The sequence below is a fragment of the Pseudoalteromonas sp. UBA2102 genome, from assembly GCF_002331165.1.
In the GTDB taxonomy this organism is placed as follows: Bacteria; Pseudomonadota; Gammaproteobacteria; order Enterobacterales; family Alteromonadaceae; genus Pseudoalteromonas; species Pseudoalteromonas atlantica.
Window position 1 is genome coordinate 15,339 of the sequence record NZ_DCYU01000061.1, and the last position, 23,437, is coordinate 38,775.

General features: G+C 41.5%; 18 protein-coding genes and 1 pseudogene. 6 read left to right on the forward strand and 13 right to left on the reverse strand.

Annotation, left to right across the window (positions count from 1 at the left end):
* The first annotated feature begins 78 nt into the window (after positions 1–78).
* From B2R65_RS08215 to B2R65_RS08225, 3 genes are all read left to right on the forward strand, one after another.
* Complete coding sequence (locus B2R65_RS08215; protein ID WP_273586194.1) at positions 79–1,581, forward strand: cryptochrome/deoxyribodipyrimidine photo-lyase family protein; 1,503 nt, start codon at positions 79–81, stop codon at positions 1,579–1,581.
* Position 1,582: 1 nt separating this feature from the next.
* Positions 1,583–1,720, forward strand: coding sequence for a DUF2256 domain-containing protein (locus tag B2R65_RS08220; protein ID WP_024034255.1), 138 nt, complete (start codon positions 1,583–1,585; stop codon positions 1,718–1,720).
* 147 nt (positions 1,721–1,867) lie between these two features.
* The gene (locus tag B2R65_RS08225; RefSeq protein ID WP_029773410.1) at positions 1,868–2,305 is read left to right on the forward strand and encodes an OsmC family protein; all 438 of its coding nucleotides are present in this window, start codon (positions 1,868–1,870) and stop codon (positions 2,303–2,305) included.
* 58 nt (positions 2,306–2,363) lie between these two features.
* On the opposite strand, the gene B2R65_RS08230 is transcribed toward B2R65_RS08225, so the two are convergent.
* Positions 2,364–2,645 (reverse strand): 2TM domain-containing protein, encoded by a 282-nt coding sequence (locus tag B2R65_RS08230; protein WP_223230584.1) that lies wholly within the window; start codon positions 2,643–2,645, stop codon positions 2,364–2,366.
* A gap of 145 nt (positions 2,646–2,790) precedes the next feature.
* Here B2R65_RS08230 and B2R65_RS08235 point away from each other — a divergent pair, with 145 nt between their 5' ends.
* Positions 2,791–3,576: a putative porin gene (locus B2R65_RS08235; RefSeq protein ID WP_286741845.1), complete on the forward strand. Its 786-nt coding sequence runs from the start codon at positions 2,791–2,793 to the stop codon at positions 3,574–3,576.
* Between the two features lie 74 nt (positions 3,577–3,650).
* Here the strand turns inward: B2R65_RS08235 and B2R65_RS08240 are convergent, their stop codons facing one another.
* Entirely contained in the window at positions 3,651–5,138 is a 1,488-nt protein-coding gene (locus B2R65_RS08240; RefSeq protein WP_286741846.1) for a dipeptidase, read from the reverse strand.
* A gap of 215 nt (positions 5,139–5,353) precedes the next feature.
* Here B2R65_RS08240 and B2R65_RS08245 point away from each other — a divergent pair, with 215 nt between their 5' ends.
* Positions 5,354–5,527, forward strand: coding sequence for a DUF2986 domain-containing protein (locus B2R65_RS08245; RefSeq protein ID WP_004587415.1), 174 nt, complete (start codon positions 5,354–5,356; stop codon positions 5,525–5,527).
* A 42-nt stretch (positions 5,528–5,569) separates the two neighbouring features.
* Here the strand turns inward: B2R65_RS08245 and B2R65_RS08250 are convergent, their stop codons facing one another.
* The 3 genes and pseudogenes from B2R65_RS08250 to B2R65_RS19550 all read right to left on the reverse strand — a co-directional run.
* On the reverse strand, positions 5,570–7,705 hold the full coding sequence (locus B2R65_RS08250; RefSeq protein WP_286741847.1) for a TonB-dependent receptor plug domain-containing protein: 2,136 nt from the start codon (positions 7,703–7,705) through the stop codon (positions 5,570–5,572).
* Positions 7,706–7,803: 98 nt separating this feature from the next.
* Positions 7,804–8,286, reverse strand: a complete 483-nt coding sequence (locus B2R65_RS19545) for a methyl-accepting chemotaxis protein (RefSeq protein ID WP_414704501.1) — start codon at positions 8,284–8,286, stop codon at positions 7,804–7,806.
* A gap of 48 nt (positions 8,287–8,334) precedes the next feature.
* Positions 8,335–9,105: pseudogene (locus B2R65_RS19550) on the reverse strand (PAS domain-containing protein); the annotation flags it as partial.
* A gap of 370 nt (positions 9,106–9,475) precedes the next feature.
* Here B2R65_RS19550 and B2R65_RS08260 point away from each other — a divergent pair.
* Entirely contained in the window at positions 9,476–10,678 is a 1,203-nt protein-coding gene (locus tag B2R65_RS08260) for an MFS transporter (RefSeq protein ID WP_004587418.1), read from the forward strand.
* Between the two features lie 69 nt (positions 10,679–10,747).
* On the opposite strand, the gene B2R65_RS08265 is transcribed toward B2R65_RS08260, so the two are convergent.
* From B2R65_RS08265 to B2R65_RS08300, 8 genes are all read right to left on the reverse strand, one after another.
* Complete coding sequence (locus tag B2R65_RS08265; RefSeq protein ID WP_096739975.1) at positions 10,748–11,797, reverse strand: NAD(P)-dependent alcohol dehydrogenase; 1,050 nt, start codon at positions 11,795–11,797, stop codon at positions 10,748–10,750.
* A 203-nt stretch (positions 11,798–12,000) separates the two neighbouring features.
* A complete protein-coding gene (locus B2R65_RS08270; protein ID WP_286741852.1) occupies positions 12,001–12,720 on the reverse strand; it encodes a DUF1499 domain-containing protein in 720 nt (239 codons plus the stop codon).
* 256 nt (positions 12,721–12,976) lie between these two features.
* Positions 12,977–14,317 (reverse strand): DUF1501 domain-containing protein, encoded by a 1,341-nt coding sequence (locus B2R65_RS08275; RefSeq protein ID WP_126006262.1) that lies wholly within the window; start codon positions 14,315–14,317, stop codon positions 12,977–12,979.
* Positions 14,318–14,326: 9 nt separating this feature from the next.
* Positions 14,327–16,234: a DUF1800 domain-containing protein gene (locus tag B2R65_RS08280; RefSeq protein ID WP_286741855.1), complete on the reverse strand. Its 1,908-nt coding sequence runs from the start codon at positions 16,232–16,234 to the stop codon at positions 14,327–14,329.
* A gap of 110 nt (positions 16,235–16,344) precedes the next feature.
* Positions 16,345–17,385 carry a sterol desaturase family protein gene (locus B2R65_RS08285; protein WP_138611135.1) on the reverse strand — a complete coding sequence of 347 codons (1,041 nt, stop codon included), beginning with the start codon at positions 17,383–17,385 and terminating at the stop codon, positions 16,345–16,347.
* A gap of 10 nt (positions 17,386–17,395) precedes the next feature.
* Positions 17,396–19,630, reverse strand: a complete 2,235-nt coding sequence (locus B2R65_RS08290) for a TonB-dependent receptor family protein (RefSeq protein ID WP_138611136.1) — start codon at positions 19,628–19,630, stop codon at positions 17,396–17,398.
* An 8-nt stretch (positions 19,631–19,638) separates the two neighbouring features.
* Positions 19,639–20,913: an imelysin family protein gene (locus tag B2R65_RS08295; protein WP_273586203.1), complete on the reverse strand. Its 1,275-nt coding sequence runs from the start codon at positions 20,911–20,913 to the stop codon at positions 19,639–19,641.
* 85 nt (positions 20,914–20,998) lie between these two features.
* Positions 20,999–22,726, reverse strand: a complete 1,728-nt coding sequence (locus tag B2R65_RS08300; RefSeq protein ID WP_138611138.1) for a DUF4856 domain-containing protein — start codon at positions 22,724–22,726, stop codon at positions 20,999–21,001.
* Positions 22,727–23,437 lie beyond the last annotated feature (711 nt).

Consider the following 23,437-nt stretch of genomic DNA (forward strand, 5'->3'; position numbering starts at 1 on the left):
CCTTTATACGTCGTACTGCAAATCGTAAAAGCGCTGTATTGCGTACAGTATTTCATAACTGCAGCCACTTTTTTAAATATGCGCGAAAAAATAAACATAGTGTGGTTTAAACGCGATTTACGCCTTAGCGACCATCAACCACTTAAAAATGCATTTAGTGATGATTTACCCACGTTACTGCTATACAACTTTGAGCCACTAATGCTTGAGGATGCACATTATAATGCGCGCCATTGGCGTTTTGTTTATCAATCAATAGGCGAAATAAATCAGCAGCTAACTCGCTACAAAGCAACGCTGTATATTTTTAACCAAGACATGCTGACACTGTTAAACACGCTTAATCAAACATACCAAATAGCAAACATATTTAGCCATCAAGAAATTGGCTTAAACAATACCTTTGAGCGCGATAAAGCCGTGGCTACATGGTGTAAAGCTAACAAAGTTAACTGGCTTGAGTCACAAACGGGCGGCGTTATTCGTGGCAAAAAAAACCGTAAAGATTGGAACGCACGCTGGCAACAAACAATGCAGGCTCCTATTGCTATTCCTAATTGGAAAAACATAAAAACCATTACACTTAATAACTACCAAACACCTAAATTACCCGACAGCTACACGCAAAATGATGACAACTTTCAAGTAGGTGGGCCTTTAACTGCGCACACAATATTGCAAAGCTTTTTTGCTGAGCGCGGTAAGGGATATCAAAAAGGCATATCTAGCCCCAGCTTAAGCCGTATTCATTGCTCTAGGCTTTCGCCTTATTTAGCGTGGGGTAATATTAGCCTTAAACAGGTTTATCAAACCGCTATTGATGCATACCATGCAAAACACCCAAGCAAAAAAGGCTGGAAGCGCCCGCTTGCTGCATTTGTATCGCGTTTGCATTGGCACTGCCATTTTATGCAAAAATTTGAAAGTGAGAGTACGATGGAATTTAAAGCGCTCAATGCGGGGTATCATCAGTTCCCATATAGAAACGATGACAACGTACAACACGATATTGAGCGCTGGGCACAAGGCCAAACGGGTATACCCATTATTGATGCCTGTATGCGCTGTTTAAAAACCACGGGCTATATTAATTTTAGAATGCGCGCTATGTTGGTTAGCTTCGTTACGCATCATTTAAATATAAGCTGGCAGCAGGCAAGCTTACCTTTGGCAAATTACTTTTTAGACTTTGAACCTGGCATTCATTACCCACAAATACAAATGCAGGCCTCAGTTACGGGCATTAACACCATTAGGCATTACAACCCGATTAAACAGTCTGAAGATCAAGACCCAACCGGCGCCTTTATTAAAAAATGGTGCCCCGAACTTGAAAAGCTGCCGATAGAATATTTACACGAGCCTTGGCAACAAACACCAATGGAAGCGCTGTTTAACGACTTTAAACTTGGTGAAGACTACCCCGAGCCAATGCTTGATTTAACTCAAGCCTCCAAACAAGCGCGCGAACGTTTATGGCAATACCGCGAGCGCGCCGATGTTAAACGTGCAATTCCTAACATATTGAAAAAGCATGTAGGGCTTACTCATACACAAAAAAAAACCGCAAAAAGTAATTAATATGGCACATAAAAAAAGTCACTTACCACAAAAAATGTGCCCTGTTTGCAATAAGCCTTTTGCGTGGCGTAAAAAGTGGCAGCGCGATTGGGATAACGTTATTTACTGCTCAGAGCGTTGTAAACGTAATAAAAAGTAAAAGGTATTAATCCTTTATGCTATGCGTGAGCTGGCGTCTATTTTGCAATGGTATGGATAACTCGGCTTTTAAGGCTGTATTTAGGTGTTTTATGTAAATAGCACTTACTTAGCCTGAAAAGCTTACATGCAACGCAAGGAGAAGATGATGACGATTAAAAAAACGGCAAACTCAACCTGGTCAGGCGATATTAAAACAGGTAAAGGCAGTATTTCTACACAAAGCGGCGCACTTGATAAACAACCATTTGGTTTTAATACTCGCTTTGAAGACGAGCCTGGTTCTAACCCAGAAGAATTAGTGGGAGCTGCGCACAGTGCCTGCTTTAGTATGGCGCTTTCGCTTGCACTTGGCGATGCCGGTTTTAAAGCCGATAAAATTGATACTAAAGCCACCGTAAGCCTTGATGAGGTTGATGACGGCTTTGCAGTCACCCATATAGCGCTTGAAGTAAACGCACGTATTAAAGATATTGCTAACGAGCAATTTCAGGCATTGTGTGAGCAAACTAAAAAAAGCTGCCCTATTTCAAAGCTACTTAATACCGAAATCTCCCTAAACGCAACGCTCGACTCAACCGCATAAAACGTAATTTTTAAACCTTACGGTTTTACGCGTTAAGCCAAGTAACCTGTTACTTGGCTTAACACTCATCCCTAACCCTTTTTGAGTTATTTGAGTTTAATAACTCATTTAGCAGTGCTATACCCATCCCTAAAGCAGGCCAAACTACCCATAAATTATTTGGCGATGTAATTAAGTTTATCGCGGTCAAAAATACCAAAGCCACAAAGTAACGTTTTAAATTATCAAAAAATGCTGGTGTATTCATGTTTGCTCTCCTCTTAAAATGTAAGGTTATTATTGCCTTAATTTTAAAGCCTGAAAGGTGCCATTTGTCATCAGTTAATATGACATTAGTCATCAATTTATAGCAGCCCCTTCAAGCGCATATCTACAAATACTTATACAAACATACAGTTACTTACAATTATTTAAATGTATTTTAAAGAGTATTTAATATAATACCTTTTCTAGATACACCTATTTAATTTTAAGAAAGGATACTTATGCGCTACTTAATGCCACTCTCTTTGCTTGCACTTAGCTGTACAGCATCAGTAAACGCCGAACAATCAGCATCAAAGCAATGGTTTAATACAATTAACTACGCAAAAATTGATTCACGCTATTACAGCGATAATGTGTACGGATTATCTACGCATTATTACTTTGAAGAGCAACAAAGCTCGGGAGTGTGGGATGATTATGGCTACCTAGATACAGATAGTAATATAGGCTTAAATTACTTTAATTCAGATGGTTTTAGTAGAAAAGGTTTTTTTGGAGAAGGCTTTTACGGTAATGCTTTTGCAACCATAGAGCTGCCTAATATTGGCGATACTGATACCTATTCACTTGGCATAGGTTACTTATTTGCTGATTCGTTAAAAGTATCTGCACGTATGGTAGATTACGAATATGGTGACACAGTTTATTTGTTTAAAGCGCAATATAATCACCAAATTAATGACACCGACTACATTGGTTTTACTGTTGAGACTGATGATGAAATAGAGTCGTGGGACTTATCATCACGTTACTTTGCTCACCTTTACGATGAACGCTACTTTACTATAAATGCTGACTATCTCGATGCTGGCGATGATTCAATTTTTAATGTGTTGGCAAATTATTACTTTAATAAGCATGTTGCAGTTGGCGTTGGCTTATACGACTCAGATTTAGTTGTTGAAGGTAAATACTTTATTAACGATAACTACTATTTTACAGCTAATTACACCGATAACGATGACTACAATATATACAATCTCAGTTTTGTAGCTCAGTTTTAGTAAATACAAAAAAGCCGCCTTGCTGGAGTCACTTCAGTTAAGCAAGGCGGCTTTTATATTAAAACAGCTATAGCTTACATATTACCTAGCTCTATCATCATTGCGGTATACATACGTAAATTAAGCGCTAATTGCTCAAGCGTAATAAATTCATGCTCTGAGTGGCCTGTATAACGTTTGCCTGGCATTGAAGGGCCAAACGATACTGCATTATCAAATAGCTTTGCGTTAGTGCCGCCCCCTATTGATACAAAGTCAGCTTTTTCGTCACCTGTAAAATGTTTAAAAATATCAAGCAGCTTTTGTGCGTGCGGCGCGCTATCTAACAGCATGGGTGTACCAATAATGGTCTCGACTTTAGTAAGCATTACGTTATTTGCAGTTTCCCATTCCTTAATCGCGCTGTTTATTTGTGCTTTAAGTAGGTTTTCATCTTTACCAACTGGGCGGCGCGCGTTAATGGCTAACGTTAGTGCGTTACCATCGCGTTCAATTACGGTTGGGGCTACGCTCATTGGGCCCATGAATTCATGCTTGTAGGCAATATTACCAAATTGCTTACCATGAATATCTAAGCCAATTAATTGATTTACAAATTTTATAAGCTGCCCATCGCTATTATTTTCAAGTGCTACGTTTTTAAATAGCTCGCTCAGGTGTGCAATAGCATTAACGCCCGACTCTGGCTCTGAAGAGTGCGCAGACACCCCTTTTACAGTTATTTTTAAGCCTTCAGCTAGCTCTTCAAAGTTAAACTCAACTTCACTAAGTGTTTTAGCTTTAGCTTTTAATGAGTTAATAACTACAGCGCTTGCGTTATGCAGCACTAAGCTTGCATCTTCTGGTATTTGGCTTTTAAACGCGCCACCCGCTAAATCACTCACATACATACCGGTTTGTTTTGAGGTAGCATTAAAGGTAGGAGCAATTAAGCTCCAGCCTTTTTCGGCAACTACAACTGGGTATGATGCATCAATGGTTACGGCGTATTTTGGCTGCTCGTAGGTTTTCATAAATTCAGTAAGCGGGCCCCAGTCAGATTCCTCAGCTAGGTAAATCATCAGCTCTATGCGGTTATTAAGCTCTATGCCTTTATCTTTAATCGCTTTCATGGCGTATAGTGCGGTGGCTATTGCGCCTTTGTCGTCTTCTGTGCCGCGCCCGACTAATTTGCCAGGCTCTGAGGTATCAATTATAAATGGGCTTTGTTTCCACTTACTGGCATTGGCAGGTTGTACGTCTCCGTGGGTTACAACGGTAACCTTTTCGCTTTGATCTCCCATGCCTATAAGCACGGTGTAGCCTAAGTCTTGGTAATCAAACCCAAGCTCTGCAGCTTTCATTTTTAATACTGATTTAAAATTAATAAAGTCAGGATTTTGTGGCGCGGGTATCGACTCTTTATTTACCGTAGGAAAAGCCACTAAATTAGTTAACGTGTGAATTTGTGATTGTTGATAAGTATTAACAGCGTAATCGGCAACACTATCAATATTTGTATGTAATTGTGCATGTGCGCTAAAAGCAAATAAAGCACTACAAAGCAAAGCTAACTTTTTCAAAACGTATCCTTTTGTATGAATCATTACTACCAATGCGCAATAATAAATCGCTTAAATAATTAAATTGGTATTAAAGCTAAATTATACCGCCAAGCAATAGTATTAAATAGCGCTTTGCGGCAGGGTTACAACAATCGCGCTTTAAATTTAGATAGCGGCTTACATTGCATTGGTTGTATAATGCGCGACCTTAATTAACCAGAGTATTAGTACTAATGAACCGCCGCAAAAAAATTGTCACCAAATTTCAGAAAAAAGATAAACGTGCTAATGCTAAATTGCATAAAAGTAATAAACCGGCGTATGTATCAAAAGCAGAGCGTGAAAAACTAGCTTTAGAGGCGCAGCAAACAACCAACGCCGAGCAAGTTACGCCAACATCAGATTAAACTAAAGCGCCAAGCAACCTATTCTCAACGCTTTATATGGGTTTAAAATGCGTAACTGGCACTTATATTAAATGAGCGCCCTTGCCCAGCTAATTGAGTAAACCCCGTGCTGCTACCTTGCTTAAGCGCTGCAATACTTACCCCGCCTAGGGGTAATTGATAAAACGTATCAAATAAGTTTACCACCTCAATACCCAGCGTAAGCGCATCAAAAGAAGCTTTAGAGCTTATATTAACTAAGCTATAACTAACGGTTTGGTTTTCTAAGCGGTTAACATCAACGCGTGATTTTGTATCCACCCATTGCCACAACAGTGCATTTTCAAATATCCCTATTTGCTGGCTTAATGAGAGCGCTGTATGTAACGGCTTAATTTGATAAAGCGGTTGGTTAGTGTCGCGGCGCTTACCACGAGTGCTCGTTATGTTTGCTTTTAATTGCCATTCGCCAAACTGTGTTGATTGATAAAGTGACTTACCTATATCAAGCTTTGCGCCATATAATGTGGCGTCAACATTACTAAACTGCAAAATATTACGTGATGTGTTTGCTAACCCATAACTATTAAAACTACGTACAATATCTGCATCAATGTAGTCGTTTACATCGGTGTACCACACATTAGCACTTACTCGCCACGCATCATTTTTTGCTGTTTTTGAATACGTTGCACTGATGATATGGGCGGTTTCGGCTTTGAGGTTTGGGTTACCAATATAACCATTAGCGTCGCCGTACCAGCCAATCATAGTGCTTGCCATATTACTTACACCCCAGCTGTAGCGCTCATATAAATTAGGGGCTCGGTTTTTACGGGCAAGGCCTAATTGCAGCTCGTCATAAAGTGTAATTTGATAATTAGCTAATACATTTACATCAACTAAGGTGTCGGTTTTATCTCTATCTGCATTGTTGAAGTTATTGGCAGCTAGCGCATTATTGGCAGTTGTCATTGCGCTCAAACTGCCCATATTCATCATACTCATGCCATCGTTATAGGCTTGTACTTCATCAACCTGTGTATTAACACGCTCAACCCTTATACCCGTATTTAACCAGAGCTTGTTATTGATTTGGCTTTCATATTCTGCCAATAAGGCAATACGCTCACGCTTACCGTTATTAATATTTATATAATCATTTGGCCCCATCATGGTTGAGCCTTCAATCGCCGGCCACCAATCATCAATGCGGTAATTATAATATTCTTGTCCAAGTAGTAATGAGCTATTTTGATCAAGTGTAAGGCGCCATTTAAGCTGTGTGCTTATGTCTTTTGCATCTGTTTTCATGGGCATCATGCCGGTTTTTTCTTTACTAAAAAAACCCATTTCGTGTTTAACGCTGTGCCAATTAACTTGCCCTTGTAGCTCGCTGTTTTCAAAACTGCGCTTATATTGGGCAATAGCGCCATAACTGTTATTATCAGTCATATCCATGTACTGGTTAGCAAAACCCTGATACGGTATTTTTTGATGCGTAAGCTTTATCACAACTTGCTGTTTATCGTCACGTATCGCGCCAGTTAGGCTGTGGTTTTGAGCCCGATATAATGTATCAAGTACCACATTACCCTTTCCATCTTTGTAGCTGTTGGCATCACTAAACGACCCTTGGTAATTAAGGCTCACAGTATCGCTTGCTAAAGGTGCTCCCACACCTAGTTTTTGGCCGTTATCAACACTGCTGTACTTAGCCGAGACATAGCCTGAATGCCATGCTAGCTCACTATTTTCGCTATATTGTGGTGAAATTGAGTTAACGCTTATTACACCTGCAATGTTATCGCCACCAGCACTCACTGGCGAGACACCAGCAACTACTTTGTAAGCCATTACTTGATTAGCTGATACGTAAGAAAGAGGCGGGTTCATCTGATTAGCGCACGCTGCAGTAACCTCTGCGCCATCAACCAGTACTTTTACTCTATCGCCCATTAAACCATTTAAAATAGGTAAGTTAGACACCCCGCCCGCAGCCGAAAAATCAACACCTAAATTGCTAAGCATTGCCTCTGACGAACCAAGCGATAAGTGCTTGTTGTGTACCTGCCCGTGCACTTCAATAATTTCTAAAGTGTTATCATCTGCAAATACTGCAGGAGATAAAAGGCCAGTTAATAAAAGTGCTAAAGGAGAGAATAAATAAGAATGTTGGATATGTTGAATATGAGCCATTTATAATTTATCCCACTGTTATATATGGCATAAATTATATAATGTAGTTACAAGTTTAGAGCGCGACAAAATGTCGCACTTTGAGAACTTACTGCCACTTAACTCACGTTAAGCTTAGACACTGTTGCAGAAACAGCATCTGCGCCGCGTTCTATTTCTTGAATTACTTCTGAGACTTTCGCTATAAGCTCTCGGCCTTGCTCTGAGGAGTCAGAGACGGAGGTGATTTGCTTTGAAATATCGTTAGTCAGCTCTTGGTTGTTTTTAACTACGGTAGCTATTTCGTTGGTTGAACTGCTGGTGCTTGCTGCAAGCTGCCTAACTTCATCAGCTACCACGGCAAAGCCTCGCCCGTACTCGCCCGCTCGGGCAGCTTCAATGGCTGCATTTAACGCCAATAAATTAGTTTGATCGGCAATACTGCTTATGGTCGACACAATAGAGCCGATAACTGCCGACTGCTCATTCAGGTTTTTAATTAAATCAACCGATTTAAGTACTTGGCTTACAATTGCATCTGAGTTTGCAATTGCATCATGTAATATATCTGAGCCCGTTTTTGCCGTTTGCGCACTCGACACCGCCGATTCATACGCAATTTGTGCAGCCTCACTAACGGCTTCGTTGTCTTTTATGCGATCGGTAATATTAGAGGCAAACTTCACTATTTTTATCACTTTGCCTTTATTATCTAAAATGGGGTTATAAGTTGCCTCCAGCCATATTTGCGAGCCATCAGAAGTTATGCGTTTAAACTTACCCGACTTAAACTGTCCATCGCTTAGCTCTTCCCAAAACCGAGGGTTATTTTGATAAAAAGAGTCAGTACAAAACATTTTGTGATGCTTGCCAACTATTTCTGCAAGTGAATAACCCACCGTAGATAAAAAGTTTTGATTTGCTTTAATTATGGTGCCATCGGGGTGAAATTCTATTGTAGCCAGCGCCTTATCAAGCGCTTCGGTGAGCGCTTCTTGAGATTTTCGCTGTACATAATTTTTTGTAATATCCGACGCTATTTTAATAACCTTAGTAACCACCCCGTTTACTTCAACAGGAAAATAAGTAGCCTCTAGCCATAGCTTTTCGCCATTAGCGTTAAATCGCATAAAGGTACCGCTTGTTGAGTTTGCCCCTTGCAGCGCTTGCCAAAATTGGCTGTACTCACTCGACTTAGCGTAGTCTGAATCGCAAAACATCCGGTGGTGCTTGCCTATTACCTCTTCTCTTTTGTAGCCTACGGTATCTAAAAAAAGCTCATTAGCGTCTAAAATTTTTCCCTCGGGTGTAAATTCAATATACGCTACATGGTTATAAATAGCGGATAGTACTGATTTACTTTCATTGAGTTGACGTTCCAATTCTTCAACTTTGGCGTTATCTTTTCGTAGACCAAACATGTGTTAAACCTTTAGGGAATAATAATAGGATGACAATAACAAACAAATATAAAAATAATATGTAAGCTAGCAATAAATGTAACAACTTTGTAAATATAGGTGTTTTTTAGTTTTTCTGCTAGCAATTAAACACTTGCTAGTGAGCTGCTTTGTAAAAACTTTTTATAAATTAATTTAATAAGTAGCACTTTTTGCCTGTTAACAAAAGTAAAACAAGCCAAAAATACTATTTTTTATACATGACGCAGTACACTTTTTAACTTAAAATAGCCATCTCACTGACACACTCCACACCTAATATATGTTTACTCTCCACGCAATTAATGTGTGGCTATTCACTATTTTTAAAATCAACGTTAAAGGATCTTCTATGAGTGCAGATGTTGCGTCGGCATCTAATCAGTTAAATAAAGCTGCTATTTTATTAGTGTTAGCACTAGGTACGTTTATTTTAGGATTATCAGAATTTTCAATGATGCCTATGCTGCCGCTGATCAGTGAAACGTTTGGCTCAACCCCTTCGCAAAGTGGCTATGCAATTAGCGCCTATGCTATTGGTGTTGTGGTAGGCGCGCCGGTATTAATGCTTACAACGGCTAATATGCGAAAACGCAAAGCTTTGCTGATTTTTTTAAGCCTAATGTGTATTTCTAATGGTTTGAGTGCATTAGCAACCTCATTAGAGCAGCTCGTTATTTTTCGCTTTTTAAGTGGCTTACCTCACGGCGCTTACTTTGGTGCCGCTATTTTGCTTGCCTCCGATATTGCCCCTTCGGGTAAACGCGCGAGCTTTATGTCAAAAGTATTTATGGGCTTAACCATTGCGACCATCGTTGGCGTGCCTATTGTTACCTTGGTGGGGCAAAACCTAAGCTGGCGTTATTGCTTAGGTGGCGCTGCGGTTTTAGCGTTTATTGCGTTTATATTTGTATACAAAGTAGTGCCAAATATCGATAACGCTAAGCCATCTAACTTACTTAATGAGTTTGGCGTACTTAAAAATAAACTGGTGTGGTCTATTTTAGGTATTGTTATTATTGGCTTTGGCGGCGTGTTTTGTATTTATACATACATTGCCGATACAATTTTAGATGTAACTAAAACAGCCCCTTACACTATTTCTATCGCTATGGTGATGTTTGGTATTGGTTGTACGTTAGGTAATTACATATTAGGCAAAGCGGCCGATAAATCTGCCATTAAAACCACAGGCCTTGCACTGGTGTGCACCATTGTATTTGCAATTGCCTACGTTAGCGCAAGTTACAATATTTGGATGCTTTATGCGGTTATATTTTTTATTGGTTGCAGTGTGGGTTTGGCAACGCTTATTCAATCTTTATTAATGGATGTAGCCCCAGAGGGCCATGCAATGATTGGTGCATTAGTACAATGCGCATTTAACACCGCAAATGCTATCGGCCCTTGGGTTGGCGGGGCTGTTATTGCACAAGGTGCAGCGCCTAACCAAACAGGCTATGTCGCAGCAGCGTTGTTTTTAGGCGGCTTAGTAATGTGGTTTTTAAGCTACTTGCAACTTAATAAACAACAACCCGCAGCACAAACGTGTTAAGCATATAAAAAGAGCGGCTAATACAATTAGCCGCTCTTTTACTTTAACAAGGGTATTTAATCACCCACCTTACTGGGCCTCTAACGACGCCATATCAATAACAAAACGATAGCGTACGTCTGATTTTTCCATTCGCTCATACGCGGTGTTTATTTGGTCAATATTAATCATTTCGCACTCTGGCAATACGTTATTTTTGCCGCAGAAATCTAGCATCTGCTGGGTTTCTTCTATCCCACCAATTAGTGATCCTGCGATGCGCCGACGACCCATTAAAAGAGGCACAGTGTTTAACTCCTCTACGGGGCCAACCTGCCCAACAATAACTAGCGTCCCATCTATGTCTAATAAGGGTGTGTAAATAGACAAATCGTGCTTAACAGGTACGGTGTCAATAATAATATCAAAAGCCGACTGCGACGCTTTCATTGCATCTTCGTCAGTCGACACTAAATAATGCTGCGCGCCAAGTTTTACTGCGTCATCTTTTTTAGACTCACTTCGCCCAACCACTGTTACACTCGCGCCCATGGCTACGGCATTTTTAACAGCCATGTGACCTAAGCCACCAAGCCCTACAACGGCAACACGGCTGCCTTTTGTAACGCCCCACTTATGTAATGGAGAGTAAGTAGTGATACCTGCACATAATAAAGGGGCAACGCGCGAAAGCTCTAGGTTTTCAGGGACTGATAGTACAAATTCTTCACGAACAACAATATGTTTAGAATAGCCACCTTGGGTCATCTCGCCGGTTTCTCTGTCTTTACCTGCGTATGTGCCTACCATGCCTTCTTGGCAAAATTGCTCTTCGCCGTTATCACACTGTTTGCAGCTTTGGCATGAATCAACCATGCAGCCTACCGCTACCGTGTCACCTTTTGCATAGTTTTTAACAGCGCTACCAATGGCTTTTACTTTACCTACAATTTCGTGCCCAGGGACTAACGGGTAACGGCTGCCTCCCCAGTCATTGCGCACTGCATGTAAATCAGAGTGGCATACGCCACAATATAAAATTTCAATTTCTACATCGTTATCGCGTAAATCGCGGCGCTCAAAAGTATATTCACCTAGTTGCGCACCTTCGCTTTTTGCTGCATATCCTACTGTTTTCATAACAACTCCATAGTCTGTAAAAATTTAAGTCGTCTACCTTTTTGCTTATTTAAGTGCTTTATTTTAAAACCAATCCCATAAGGGCTGTCTCTAAAAATAATACTGGTATGCACTTTGATGTGGTTCACACTAACGCCGGCGCTGTGAATGCACCCTGACCAAAAAAGCCCAACAAGGTTGAGCTTTTTTAACTTAAATGTTGGTTACTTATCCAGTAACGTATTTATCTCATCAATGAGTGAATGTATACGTTCAGCATTTTTTCCTAAATCGCTTCGCCCCACCCGTGACTTACTGCGTATATCGACAAAGCGCTGGCTGCCTTCATCATTGATACGCACAACTACATCGTCTTTAAAACCAAACCATGTGGTGGTATCCGTTGCTTCTACAATGCCCGTAGCCGCATTAACATTAACATTAACAAGCTCAAACCCTAAATTTTTAACTGCTTGCTCGGTAGCAGCCAATAAGTCTGTTTTTGATTGTGCATAATTTAGTGTTTTTAGCTCAGGGTAAGCTTTGCGTTGCTGCGTGGCTGTTTCTTCTCCTGCGTATTCAGCTGGGTTTTTAGCATCCGCTCGCAGCGGTACAATTGCCACAAATTTTGGCGGGTTAATTAAATCGGTCGAAATATCATGGATCGCGGGTACGCTTTTAGCCTTGCTCATCATGCTCAGTGGCATTGCAATCGCGATGGCTGCAAACACCAATGCCATTAAAGTGCTGCCCATGCTAAGCGTTTTACGCATAAAAATAACCTGTATAACAAGCAGCACTAATGCAGCGCCACCCACATACACACCAAATCTAAACCCTGCAAACGCAGTACTTAGTTCAACAACCCCATACTTATATAAAGGCCCTGGCAGTAAAACGAGTAAAAAAGCGATTAAACTTACTAAGCTCACTAAAATTTTCATTATTATGATTCCTTTATCATGTGTGATCTTTAATTTTAAGTAGTTGAAACCAGTACATTATACTGCCAAGCACTGGGTTTAGATTACAATTAACAGCCAACGCCACTGTATAGTGATACTTAAGTGCTTTAAATAATAAGCTTTGTTCAAAAACCTTAAAATAAGCTAATTAAAACAACTAAATAACGCATTTTTATTATCAAGCAGCGGCGCTTTAACCTTAAACTAACGTACCTAGGCTGGCGTGTCAGTATCATTACACAAAAAAGTCTAAGGTCGCGCTGTTAAAGTTACTTAAATTAGGAAAAATATCAACCAGCTCCGAAACAGGCACGCCAAACCACTGCGCTAATGTTGCAAAGTATTGCTCGTTAGCCACTTGCGGAATTAACCGCCCGCCACCGGTATCGTATTCGCCCTCTAATTGCTGAGTAAGTAACTGGCCATAAATAGAACGGCCTTTTACCGCGCCGCCCATTACTATTTGATTACCCGCCCAGCCATGGTCGGTGCCATCGCCGTTTGAGGTGAGCGTGCGGCCAAAGTCCGACATAGTAAACGTGGTGACTTTATCATTCATGTTTAGCTCTTTCATGGCACTGTTAAACTCGCTGAGCCCTTGAGCTAGCGTATTTAATAATGCAGGGTGCGCAGTAAGCTGATCATCGTGGGTGTCAAATCCGCCCATAGAGACAAAAAATACTTGGCGCTGTGTACTTAACGACGACTGCACACTAATAGCTTTGGCCACCGCGGCTAATTGCTCACTCAAGCTAGTATCGCTAAAGGTGGTAGTAAGCGCTGGGGCTTGTTCAAGCGCACTGTTCATCGTTTGCGTGTTGGTAATTGCGCTATTTAAGCCATTCGCATATTCACGCCCTAGTACATGGCTTGCATTGCCTAGCAAGCGGTTCATTATGTTTGTAACGTGCTCAGTGCGGGGCTGATAACCACCAAAGGCGTTAATTGTGCTTATGCCACTTTTGTTAAGCGCAAAGGCACTGGTATTTGTGCCTGTTTGCCATAAATTAGTGCCATCGAGAGAGATATTTGCCGCAAACTGATCCTCTACAGCTAATCGCTCTAGCATACGTGCGCCCCACCCACTGTTTAAAGAGGCTTTTTCTCGGCCGTACATCCATGACGCTTGCTGATCGTTATGCGAAAATAAATGCTTAGGTAAAGGCACCGCGTTATTTTTGTAATCTGTTAATGTGGTGGGAGTAAGTAAAGTGCCTACGCCACCAACAAAGGCTAAATCATCCGACTCAAACACGCTCTGTAAAGGCGCAAGTGAGGGATGAATTCCCACGCCACCTGCAAACTGCTGAGAAACACTTAACGCTAGCGGATTGTCTACTGCGAGGTTTTGCCGGCTTTGCTCGTATAAACTACGCTGCTCTCCCTCAAGGGGTAGCAACATATTAAGTGAGTCGTTTCCGCCGTATAAAAATACACACACTAGGGCTTTATAATCACCGAGTTCTATTGCATTAGTTGCCCCCGTTAGCGCTTGTAGCTGCAAACTGGTTAAAGCGGCTGCCGATACCCCGCCTTTTAAACATAATGACAAAAAGTCTCTTCTATTTAGGCTCATTATGCGCTCCTAATACTGCACGTTAAATTCAGGTGAAATAGCAATCATGTATAACAAGTACGAAACCCTCACGCGGTACTGGTCCTCATCAAAATAGGCATCTAAATCAAGTAAAGCTTGTGTAGTGTCAGCGCTCATATTGCCGGCAAAATACAGGGTATTATATTGCTCTATCAGTGCGCTAATGCCATTTTGCGCCAAGTAATCCACATCGCTTTGTACATAAACATAAATTCCTGCAGGGTTTAACTCGGTATGCGCTTCGGCTGTACTCCAAACCAAACTTGCAAATAAGGCATTCATTGTGCCTATTAAAGTCGCATCGTTAGCTATTTGTAATTCAGGCGCTACCAAACCTTGCGTGCGTAACGCCGCACTTTGGTAATCGGGTCTAAAAAAGTTAAATACAGAGCCCGACTGCATGGGGCCTTGCCCATAGCTATCGACTAAGTTCCACGTTTTATAATAACCTTGCTGAGACTTCGCATTAAGGTTTCGCCAAAACTGCACAGTTTTTAAAAGTGGTTCTTTAATTTTACCTTGATAGCTAAGTACACTGCCAAAATAGCGTGCTTCGTCATCTAAATAAATAGCTTTAACAACTGCAGCTAAATCGCCTCGTACACCGCTTCCATTATCGTTAAATACACGTGCAACGCGCTCTACATATTGCGCTGTAGGGTTTGAGGTAATTAACCGCTGAATAAGCTGCTTAGAAATAAACGGCGCTACGTTGTCGTGATTAAATAAATTATCGAGGGCTATTTTTAGCGACTCCTCTGGGCCGTAACCTGGCGGTATAACCTCATTATTTAATAGTACTTTTTCTTTGCTCGAATGGTATTCGCTGTAAGCTTGCATAGGGTTTATATAATCACGGCTTTTGCGTTTAAAGGTTTCGCTGCCGGCAAATGTCCAGCCTGTAAATACACGCGCAAACCCCTGTATTTGAGCCTGTCCGTAAGTTGCTATGCTATTACCGTCTGCATCTAGTTTAGCGGTGCCATCAAGGTTTAACTCATCTAGGCCAATGGTAAATAATTGCATAACCTCACGGGCGTAATTTTCATCTGGGCGAATATTAAGTGCTTCATCAGCTTTTTCGTTCCCTAAATGGCTTAGGTACGTGCCCATAATTGGCGAAAGCGTTACCTCTTCGAGTAACTCTCTAAAATTGCCAAACGCATGTTTGAGCAATAAATCGTAGTAAGTGATCATGCCCTCTGGTTGTGCTCGCAAATCGCTATTTTCATCCGATACGACCAATATTTCACTCAGTGCAAATGCAACGCGTTGGCGTAGTTGATCGTCACTTTGTAGCACCGCTTTCCACCATGCATCTATGCGGCTTATATATTTAAAGTCTTCGTCATCTTCAAGTTTTACCAAGTAGTTTCGATGGTAGCTAACTGGCAGTGCTATTTGGTTATCGAGCCATTGTTGCTCACTTAAACCTTGAGCACTGTTTATTTCAGCAAGCGTTGGCCCCATGCTAGCTTGGTGTAATAACCTAGCGGCGCTGTGTATGTCCATGCTGTTTTTGGCTACAAATGTAACGGTTTGAGTGTTTGTTGCCCCTTCATTATCGGTGGCTGTTACGCTAAATGAATACGTTATAGGCTCATAACTTTGCGCAGCGGGTATAGTAAGGCGGGTACTTAACGCATCTAATGGTTCATTCAATAACGTGGTGCCCGCAGTTTGTTGCCAAACCACACTGCTTATTGTGCCGTCTTCATCGCTTGCTGTTGCAATTAGCTCAATGGTTTGGCCTTTAGTTAATTCTCTGGGTATGTCGGCAATCGATAAGGTAGGAATTTTATTTGAATTGACGGTGGCCGTGTCATCGCCGCCTGAGCCACCACAGGCGCTTAGCAATAAAGCACAACTTGCTAATAAAACTGATTTGTAATGCATGTTAAATCGTCATCGTAAATTAAAGAAGGTACGCGTGTATGTACCGAGTTTGATACGATTATTGAAACACAAAATTTACAATTTAACCTTTTATTTTTTGTAACCGAGCGCTATTTAACTGTTTTGTCGTTAATATTAACCTCAATAATGGGCTTTTTTTTATTAAAAACATTCACCTTATTAGCGGCTTTAGCCACACGTTGCCAAGGCGTTTGTAGGTTCTCGTAAATTGGCCGCCAATACGCATCCATTACACTGTTGTGCCCGCGGTCGTTATTGCCAACGCCTACAGTAATTTTACCTACTTGATGCGCTTTTATCAGTGTGCCACAGGCTCTATCCCAAATGGCTAACGCTGAGCCTAAGTTACGGTCAAAATGTTTTGGGTTATCGCTGTGATGAATTTGGTGCTGAGCTGGGCTAATTAACCAATTTTCTATTTTTTTACCAAAGCTCCACCACACATGTGAGTGGCGTAAATTAGCGCCTAAAGCGTTAAAGGCAAATACAAATACATTAGCCCCCAAAATATCTAACATTGATAAATTTCGGCCAAAGCAATACACACAAACGCCCACTACAAAACCTTGGGCTAACGCCATTCGACAGGCATATAAATAGCTTTCAAACGGGTGGCTGCGATAAATGGTCATTGGGGTGAGCACTAACGCGCTATGATGTACCTTATGAAAATGCCACAAAAACGGCACTTTATGCAGTGCTAAATGTAATAAAAACCGTGTTAAATCATCAAATATAAACAATAAAACGGTAAAAATAACTAACACCACAGTACTTGGCAGCTGCCATACTGCGCGCTCACCAAAAAGCCATTGCAGGGCATCACTTACGCCAATAGCAACAGGCACCATAGTTAACACTATAGGCACCCACAGCGCGGCTTTAAGTAAACGGTTTATAATTAATAATTGGTAGTCGAGCTTGGCACTTTTACTCAGCCAAATACGCTTACTAAATAAATAGCGCCCCAGCCCACGCCACGTGCGCTTTTTTTGCTGCGCACGGCCCGAGAAATACAGCAACATAGCAATCACTATCGCCGCAATGCTATAGCCAATAAAAATACGTTTATTGGCATCAAACAAATAATTTGGCGTTTGAAGAAGCGTTTGCCATATAGTCTCGAGCATAACTTACCTCTTAAAATTGATATTTGTAACCCACGGCTACGCTACGCGGTTTACCCGGGCGCGCGCCATATGGGCGACGACTAACAATGTTATCTTGGTCAAACAGGTTATCTACCTTAGCGTAAATATGCCCATATTGATCAAGCTCGTAGCGCGCAGCAATATCTACAACGGTTGTAGCAGGTACCTCGGCACCTGCCAACGGTAATGAAAAATCATTCCCTGTGGTGTTACCAAGCTCGCCAGCGGTATAAGCTACGCCAGCGGCCTCTGGCATTTCTGAGGTGTATTTTATTAATACATCAACCGACCAATCGTTATGTGCAAGGCCTAAGCTCAGCGCAGCTTGATGGTTAGGCAAGTACGGTAAATGATCGCCCGGGCGAATATGCCCCCACTGCGTAAATTCGCTAAATAGCTCTTCTTTAAACTCACTTTGCGTGTAGGTATAAGTTAAGCGTACCGGCACATCAATGTGCTTATTTAATACATAAGTGTGTGCAAATTGAGACTCAACGCCCCATACATCCACTTCCCCACCACTAAATTCGCGGTCAATTTCGTTTTCGATTCCACAATTTGACTGGCCACAGCTTTCTACTAAGTTTGAATAATCATTAAAAAAGCTCACTACTTCCACTTGGCTGTTACCGTTGTTGTAACGGCCACCAAATTCATAGTTTACGCTTTTTTCAAACTCTTCATCTCCTTCACGTACAGGGCTAGATGGGCTTGAGGGCACAAACCCTTGGTGTACACCAAAAAGTAACCCTGCATTGGCCGATAATTGGTAAAAGCCACTTAAACCAGGTAACCAAATACGGCTCGATTTATCTTGCCAATCGTTTGCTTGTCCAAGGGCGTCATTTTGATACGACATATCCATTAACTCGCCGCGCACGCCTAAACCAAGAGTTAGCTTATCGAAGGTTACTTTGTCTTCAATATATAACGACCACGCATCGGTAGATTCGGTATTTTGTGTGGTAAATACACTCGCGGTGTCTGTACGGGTGTTAACCGCGTTAACCATGGCGTATGTGTCTTCAAAATGATCGCGCTCTATTTCATCTTGATGAAAACGCACCCCGAATGAGAGTGAGTGCTCTAGCCCAAACGCAGCGACTTGCCAATCACCATCAAACTGTATGCCCTGCGAGAAAAAGGCTCTGTCGTTAGTTCCCATGGTTAAAAACACATTGCTTTCACCACTTTGAACCGAATCGGCTTGGCCACTAATAACGCTATATTCACGCTCAAAGCGTGTTGGGTCTGCCAAAATATCCGACAAACTACCACTGCTGTTAGTAACCGCGTTGAGTTTAAGCCACGCACGTTCAAAATCGTTGCGGTAGGCGCGGGTTGTAAGGGCAAAATTGTCGCTGCTAAGTTGGTGGGTAAACATCACTTGCGTATGCTTAGTATCCATATTTGCAGGGCCGCTGGCGGCATAACGGCGATACGGTGTTTGCTGGTAATCTTCTTCGGTTAACCCAAGGTAGGTTTCGTTAGAAAGCTCATCTGAATAGGCCAGCTTTAACTCAAAGCGTTGCTTAAACTGCTCGCTATTAAGTGTGTAATCTAATTTAACTAATAAATCGTCTTTTTCAAAGCCTGTGTTTTGCCCACCATCAAGCTCTTTAAAACCGTCACTTTCTAGGTGAACGCCTTCAACTAAAAAGCCAAACTGCCCTTGACGGTTACCATAATACGCGTGCGCTTTTTTATAGCCATCGGAGCCTGCTGAAATATCAAGCATACCGCTGGCATCATCAGGTACTTGACGCGAAACTAAATTAAGCGTACCCGCCACCGTTTGTGGGCCATAATGTATGGCTGCTGGGCCTTTAAACACTTCAACTGCGCTCATGCGTGTAGTAAGCGGAAAATAATAAGCCGCCGGTGCCGAATACGGCGCAGGGCCAATTAAAACACCGTCTTCTAAAATGGTTATTTTTTTACTACGTTCAGGGGTTACGCCCCTAAAACCAATGTTAGGCCTTAGCCCAAAGCCGTCTTCTTCGCGTATGTTTACCCCAGGCACCTGCGATAAAATACGATGAATATCATCAAACTCAAATTGTTCAAGTTGCGCTTCGCCAATTAAAGTTGCCGAGCCTGCTTCGGTGCGCAATTTATCGTTATGGCTAATAATTTGAATATGTTCTAATTCGTTTTTTTGCTCTGCCACTGCTTGGCAACTTACGGCCATAAGCAATGCAATTGTAAGTTTATTGTATTTCATTGTCGCCCTTAGTCATTATCGCCTGCAGAGGTGGTAGGTAGCTCAAGTGCTAGCTCATTAATAAAGTCATTTTTTAGCTCATCGGTCAGCACTTTCACTTGGCCATGTACATCACGTACCTGTTGCTCGTTATCAATTAGCAAATCGGCCAGCGAGCTATCAATGCTATTTAAAGTGGCTTTAAGGGCTGCTATTCCTTCAACTAAACGTGTTTTAGTAGCCTGTGCTTGCTCTGCATCTAAAAAGTCATCAAAGCCAGTGCCTGCTTGCTCAGCGTCTAAATTACCCATAATTAACGCTTCAAACGCCGCTAAGTTATTACGAATATTATCTAAAGAGCTTTTCGCATCTAGGCTTTCTACATCTTCAGGGCACGCCGATGCGCCACACGAATTTGAAAAAATACCAATCGGCTCTGCTAATTTTTTATCTTTTACTATTGTGTCGATATAAAACAGTGCATCGCTAATATGATTAAGCGCTTCATGAGTTGTGCTAAAGCGAGAGCCACTTTGGCCGGTATTTTTTAATTCATTAGCAAAACCGCTATCCCCTTGCCAAGCTTGTAATAACTGCGCTGACGAACTTAAAACATCTTCACTTGCCACCACAGCAAACTCACAACGAGCCTGACGACGCGCTAAATCTGTGCGGTTATTCCAATCTGCAAGAGCATCATTTGCCACACTACAGTGATGCGCTAATTGCTCGTTAAACAACACATGCCCAATTGCAAATAAGCCGCGGCGTGTTGCTGTTCTTTCGCTAATGGCATACGGGCGATTTTGATCTTGGTTAATAACACCGTCTTGGTTATACACCACGTCTTGGTCTATCCCACAGCGGCTAAAAGTAGGCCATGAATATATTTGGTTACGTAACTGCCCTGCGTTATCAAGAAGCGGCCCCATTTGCATCATTTCGGCTTGTTGCCAACCCGCCATGGTATCTAGCCAGGCTTGTTGTGCTTGAGCACGCAGCGCAATGGCCTCTTCTGAGCTTTCTTGTACGCTTTGTATTTCAGCTTGGCAGTAATTTGCAACGGCCTGTGTTTGTGTTTGTGCTTGTTGATTAAACAAAACAAACGTCGGTGTTATTACATTATCGACTAAGTTAGCAACGAGTTGTGCTTCATCAAACTCTGTAACCGCAGGCGTAGTAGTTTGCCCACTATCACTACTTTGAAAATCACTGCCTGTGCTGCTTGAGCTACTTTCACCACACCCACTAAGGGTTAGTACAGTAGCTGCAACCACAACCCCTTTTTTTGCATAATTGATCATTATTTCAACCCTAAAAACTTTGAAAATTAAACGGCAAAAGGCCAGCCCGTGGGCTGACCTTCCTTGGTGCTAAAACGGCTGGTTATTACCAGTTTTCAACGTTTTGAGCATCAAAGCCGTAAACTTCCTGCATCAAATCACGTGCCTCTACTAACTGCGCTTTGTATGCATCTGTTAGCAGTGGCGCTTCACCGAGTAATGTATGTAGCTCGGCAAATTTACCTGCGTTATCGTCGCTGTAAAAAGGTGAAAATGGGTTAAATTGAAAGTTCAGTGCAAAGCCTTTCATTTCACTAAAGTGTTTAGCTAAATTAGCAAAATCGTCAGCACTTGCCTCTGTACCTTGTACTGTATCAATGTCGGCTAGTGTGTCGTTGATGTAATGTACAACGGTGGCTGCAATTGCGTTTTCCCAATTGGCTACAGCAATATCACGTTGTGCTAATAACTGCGTTTTTTGATCATCAGTTAATGCACTTGGTGCAGCATCGTTAATAATTTTACGACCCGCAATAAACGCAGTCATTGCTGCGCTGCTAAAGTCAGTCGCTACTACCGCACCTTTATCACGTTTAGCTGCGTTGGTAGAGTTACCCCAGTTGTATTCACTCGCTAAGTCAATTTTGCCATCGCCATCAATATCAGCGCTTGCGCTACCATCAGAAATAGCCTCGTCGCTAAATTCTAAATAATGACGTGCTGCGCCAAAGTAACCAAAACCTTCATCGTATTGATGCTCTAAAGTACTGTAAGTACCATCGGCTGCTGCATCGGTGTTATCTTCATCAAGCCCTTCGTCTAGGTAATCGTCAGCGCCTTGCGAGAACATTAACGCACCTAGCGTGTGCTTTTGAATAAGCTGGTTTAAATCAAGGCCACTTGTTGTGATGTATGCCGCAGTAATGTCATTACCGTTTATATCCTCAGATTGTGTACCGCTTGCAATTGCATCTACATTGGCGGCAAGTAAATCAAAGTAATGAAAAATGAGCCCTTCTGGTGTTTTTGCTTGAGTGCCGAAGTCGCTCCAACCTTCAAATGTGCCTTCTGTTAGCCAGTCTTCTTCCATTTTAGACGCATCGTTACCGGCAATTTTACCTGTTAAGGTTTTGCCTGAACTCGAAATTTCTGCAAACGACTGTTGCAATGTAGTTGCGCCATCAATAAACAAAAAGCTGTTATCTTTTACGGCTTCGTAATCGCTCCAATAAGCCATTAACTGCGCTTTAACGGCATCGCCCGTTAAGCCTTCGCTTTCAATGTAATCAACACTTAATAAGCTTATGTAAGCTTTAATTTGCGCCGAAAGTGCATGGCGAGCCACTTGGCCTGTGTAACTTACCGCAGATTTACTAGCATTAACTGTTGAGGCAAATTCGTAAACGTTTACGCCATCTTGCGCTTCAATATCAGTTACAGATACGCTCAGTGTTTGTGTAAAACTTAAATCGCCAGCATCGGTTGCAGTAACTGTTACATCAACTGTTTCTACTTGCTCAGCATTAAGCGCTAACGTGCTTTTAAGCGTTAGCTCATTGCTGTCATTAATTTCAAAATACTGTTCATCATCAGAAAGTGTAAATACCATGCCTGTTGCATCGTCATCGGTTGCACTTAAAGTACCGACTACTGCGCCTACTACATCTTCTGTTACAGCCGCTGTTGATAAGCTAATAGCGGTAGGTGCCGAATTAGTCACTGTTGGAGTGGTTGGTGTTTCGGTGCTATCGCTGGAGCTTGAGCCGCCACACGCAGTTAAACCCATAGTTGCAGTAATTACTGCACTAGCAAGGAGAGATTTACGCAAATTCATGTTGAATCCTAATATTGTATGTGAATCATTCTTATTTGTAATAGCGACTATTCTAATTACAAATACCTAACAATCAACCTAAATGTTGCTTTTTTGTTTTATTTTTAAAATAGTTTTAGTTTTTAGAACAAAGGGAGATCGGCAAAAATACTATTTAATATAGCTAAACTGTGCGTAAATCCCTTAGCAAAACATTCGCTGCATAAAGAAAATCTACTCATTAAAGTAATTAACTATCAAAAACTTATAACAATGCTTTGCTTGTACTAGATAAGTATTTTTAGAAAGGAACACTGCGCCTTAAAGCAAAATGCGAACATTACGTAAAAATAAAATCACATTAACTTTTTAGATATAAAAGCTATTTGTAATAATTATTATTTATGTTAAAACGCATCACTTATAGCGTTTAAGTGTGGTTTTTTGCCTCACTTACTGTTTTAGAGGCTTATATCAGCGTATTGATTAAAGGTATACTAGGGCGTGTTGACCTTGGCGGAGAGAAATTTGTTCAATCTAGGGGCGATTAAATCGCGGCGCGTGGTTTGTAAATTAGTAGGCTCGATAACGGCTCCTGCGTTATTTTAATGACTTACATCCATGTAAGAATAAGTAAAAAACAATAAACAAGAGTTTATCACCCTAGAAAGAACCCAACGGGCAGCCCATGTTTGGCTTTTATGCTGCGTTATCGCCTATTTATGGGGAATA

Excerpts from the sequence above, each read along its gene's own strand:
- B2R65_RS08215 (WP_273586194.1), top strand. The coding sequence starts at position 79 with ATGCGCGAAAAAATAAACATAGTGTGGTTTAAACGCGATTTACGCCTT.
- B2R65_RS08220 (WP_024034255.1), top strand. The coding sequence starts at position 1,583 with ATGGCACATAAAAAAAGTCACTTACCACAAAAAATGTGCCCTGTTTGC.
- B2R65_RS08225 (WP_029773410.1), top strand. The coding sequence starts at position 1,868 with ATGACGATTAAAAAAACGGCAAACTCAACCTGGTCAGGCGATATTAAA.
- B2R65_RS08230 (WP_223230584.1), bottom strand. The coding sequence starts at position 2,645 with ATGACTAATGTCATATTAACTGATGACAAATGGCACCTTTCAGGCTTT.
- B2R65_RS08235 (WP_286741845.1), top strand. The coding sequence starts at position 2,791 with ATGCGCTACTTAATGCCACTCTCTTTGCTTGCACTTAGCTGTACAGCA.
- B2R65_RS08245 (WP_004587415.1), top strand. The coding sequence starts at position 5,354 with ATGAACCGCCGCAAAAAAATTGTCACCAAATTTCAGAAAAAAGATAAA.
- B2R65_RS08250 (WP_286741847.1), bottom strand. The coding sequence starts at position 7,705 with ATGGCTCATATTCAACATATCCAACATTCTTATTTATTCTCTCCTTTA.
- B2R65_RS08260 (WP_004587418.1), top strand. The coding sequence starts at position 9,476 with ATGAGTGCAGATGTTGCGTCGGCATCTAATCAGTTAAATAAAGCTGCT.
- B2R65_RS08265 (WP_096739975.1), bottom strand. The coding sequence starts at position 11,797 with ATGAAAACAGTAGGATATGCAGCAAAAAGCGAAGGTGCGCAACTAGGT.
- B2R65_RS08270 (WP_286741852.1), bottom strand. The coding sequence starts at position 12,720 with ATGAAAATTTTAGTGAGCTTAGTAAGTTTAATCGCTTTTTTACTCGTT.
- B2R65_RS08275 (WP_126006262.1), bottom strand. The coding sequence starts at position 14,317 with ATGAGCCTAAATAGAAGAGACTTTTTGTCATTATGTTTAAAAGGCGGG.
- B2R65_RS08280 (WP_286741855.1), bottom strand. The coding sequence starts at position 16,234 with ATGCATTACAAATCAGTTTTATTAGCAAGTTGTGCTTTATTGCTAAGC.
- B2R65_RS08285 (WP_138611135.1), bottom strand. The coding sequence starts at position 17,385 with ATGCTCGAGACTATATGGCAAACGCTTCTTCAAACGCCAAATTATTTG.
- B2R65_RS08290 (WP_138611136.1), bottom strand. The coding sequence starts at position 19,630 with ATGAAATACAATAAACTTACAATTGCATTGCTTATGGCCGTAAGTTGC.
- B2R65_RS08295 (WP_273586203.1), bottom strand. The coding sequence starts at position 20,913 with ATGATCAATTATGCAAAAAAAGGGGTTGTGGTTGCAGCTACTGTACTA.
- B2R65_RS08300 (WP_138611138.1), bottom strand. The coding sequence starts at position 22,726 with ATGAATTTGCGTAAATCTCTCCTTGCTAGTGCAGTAATTACTGCAACT.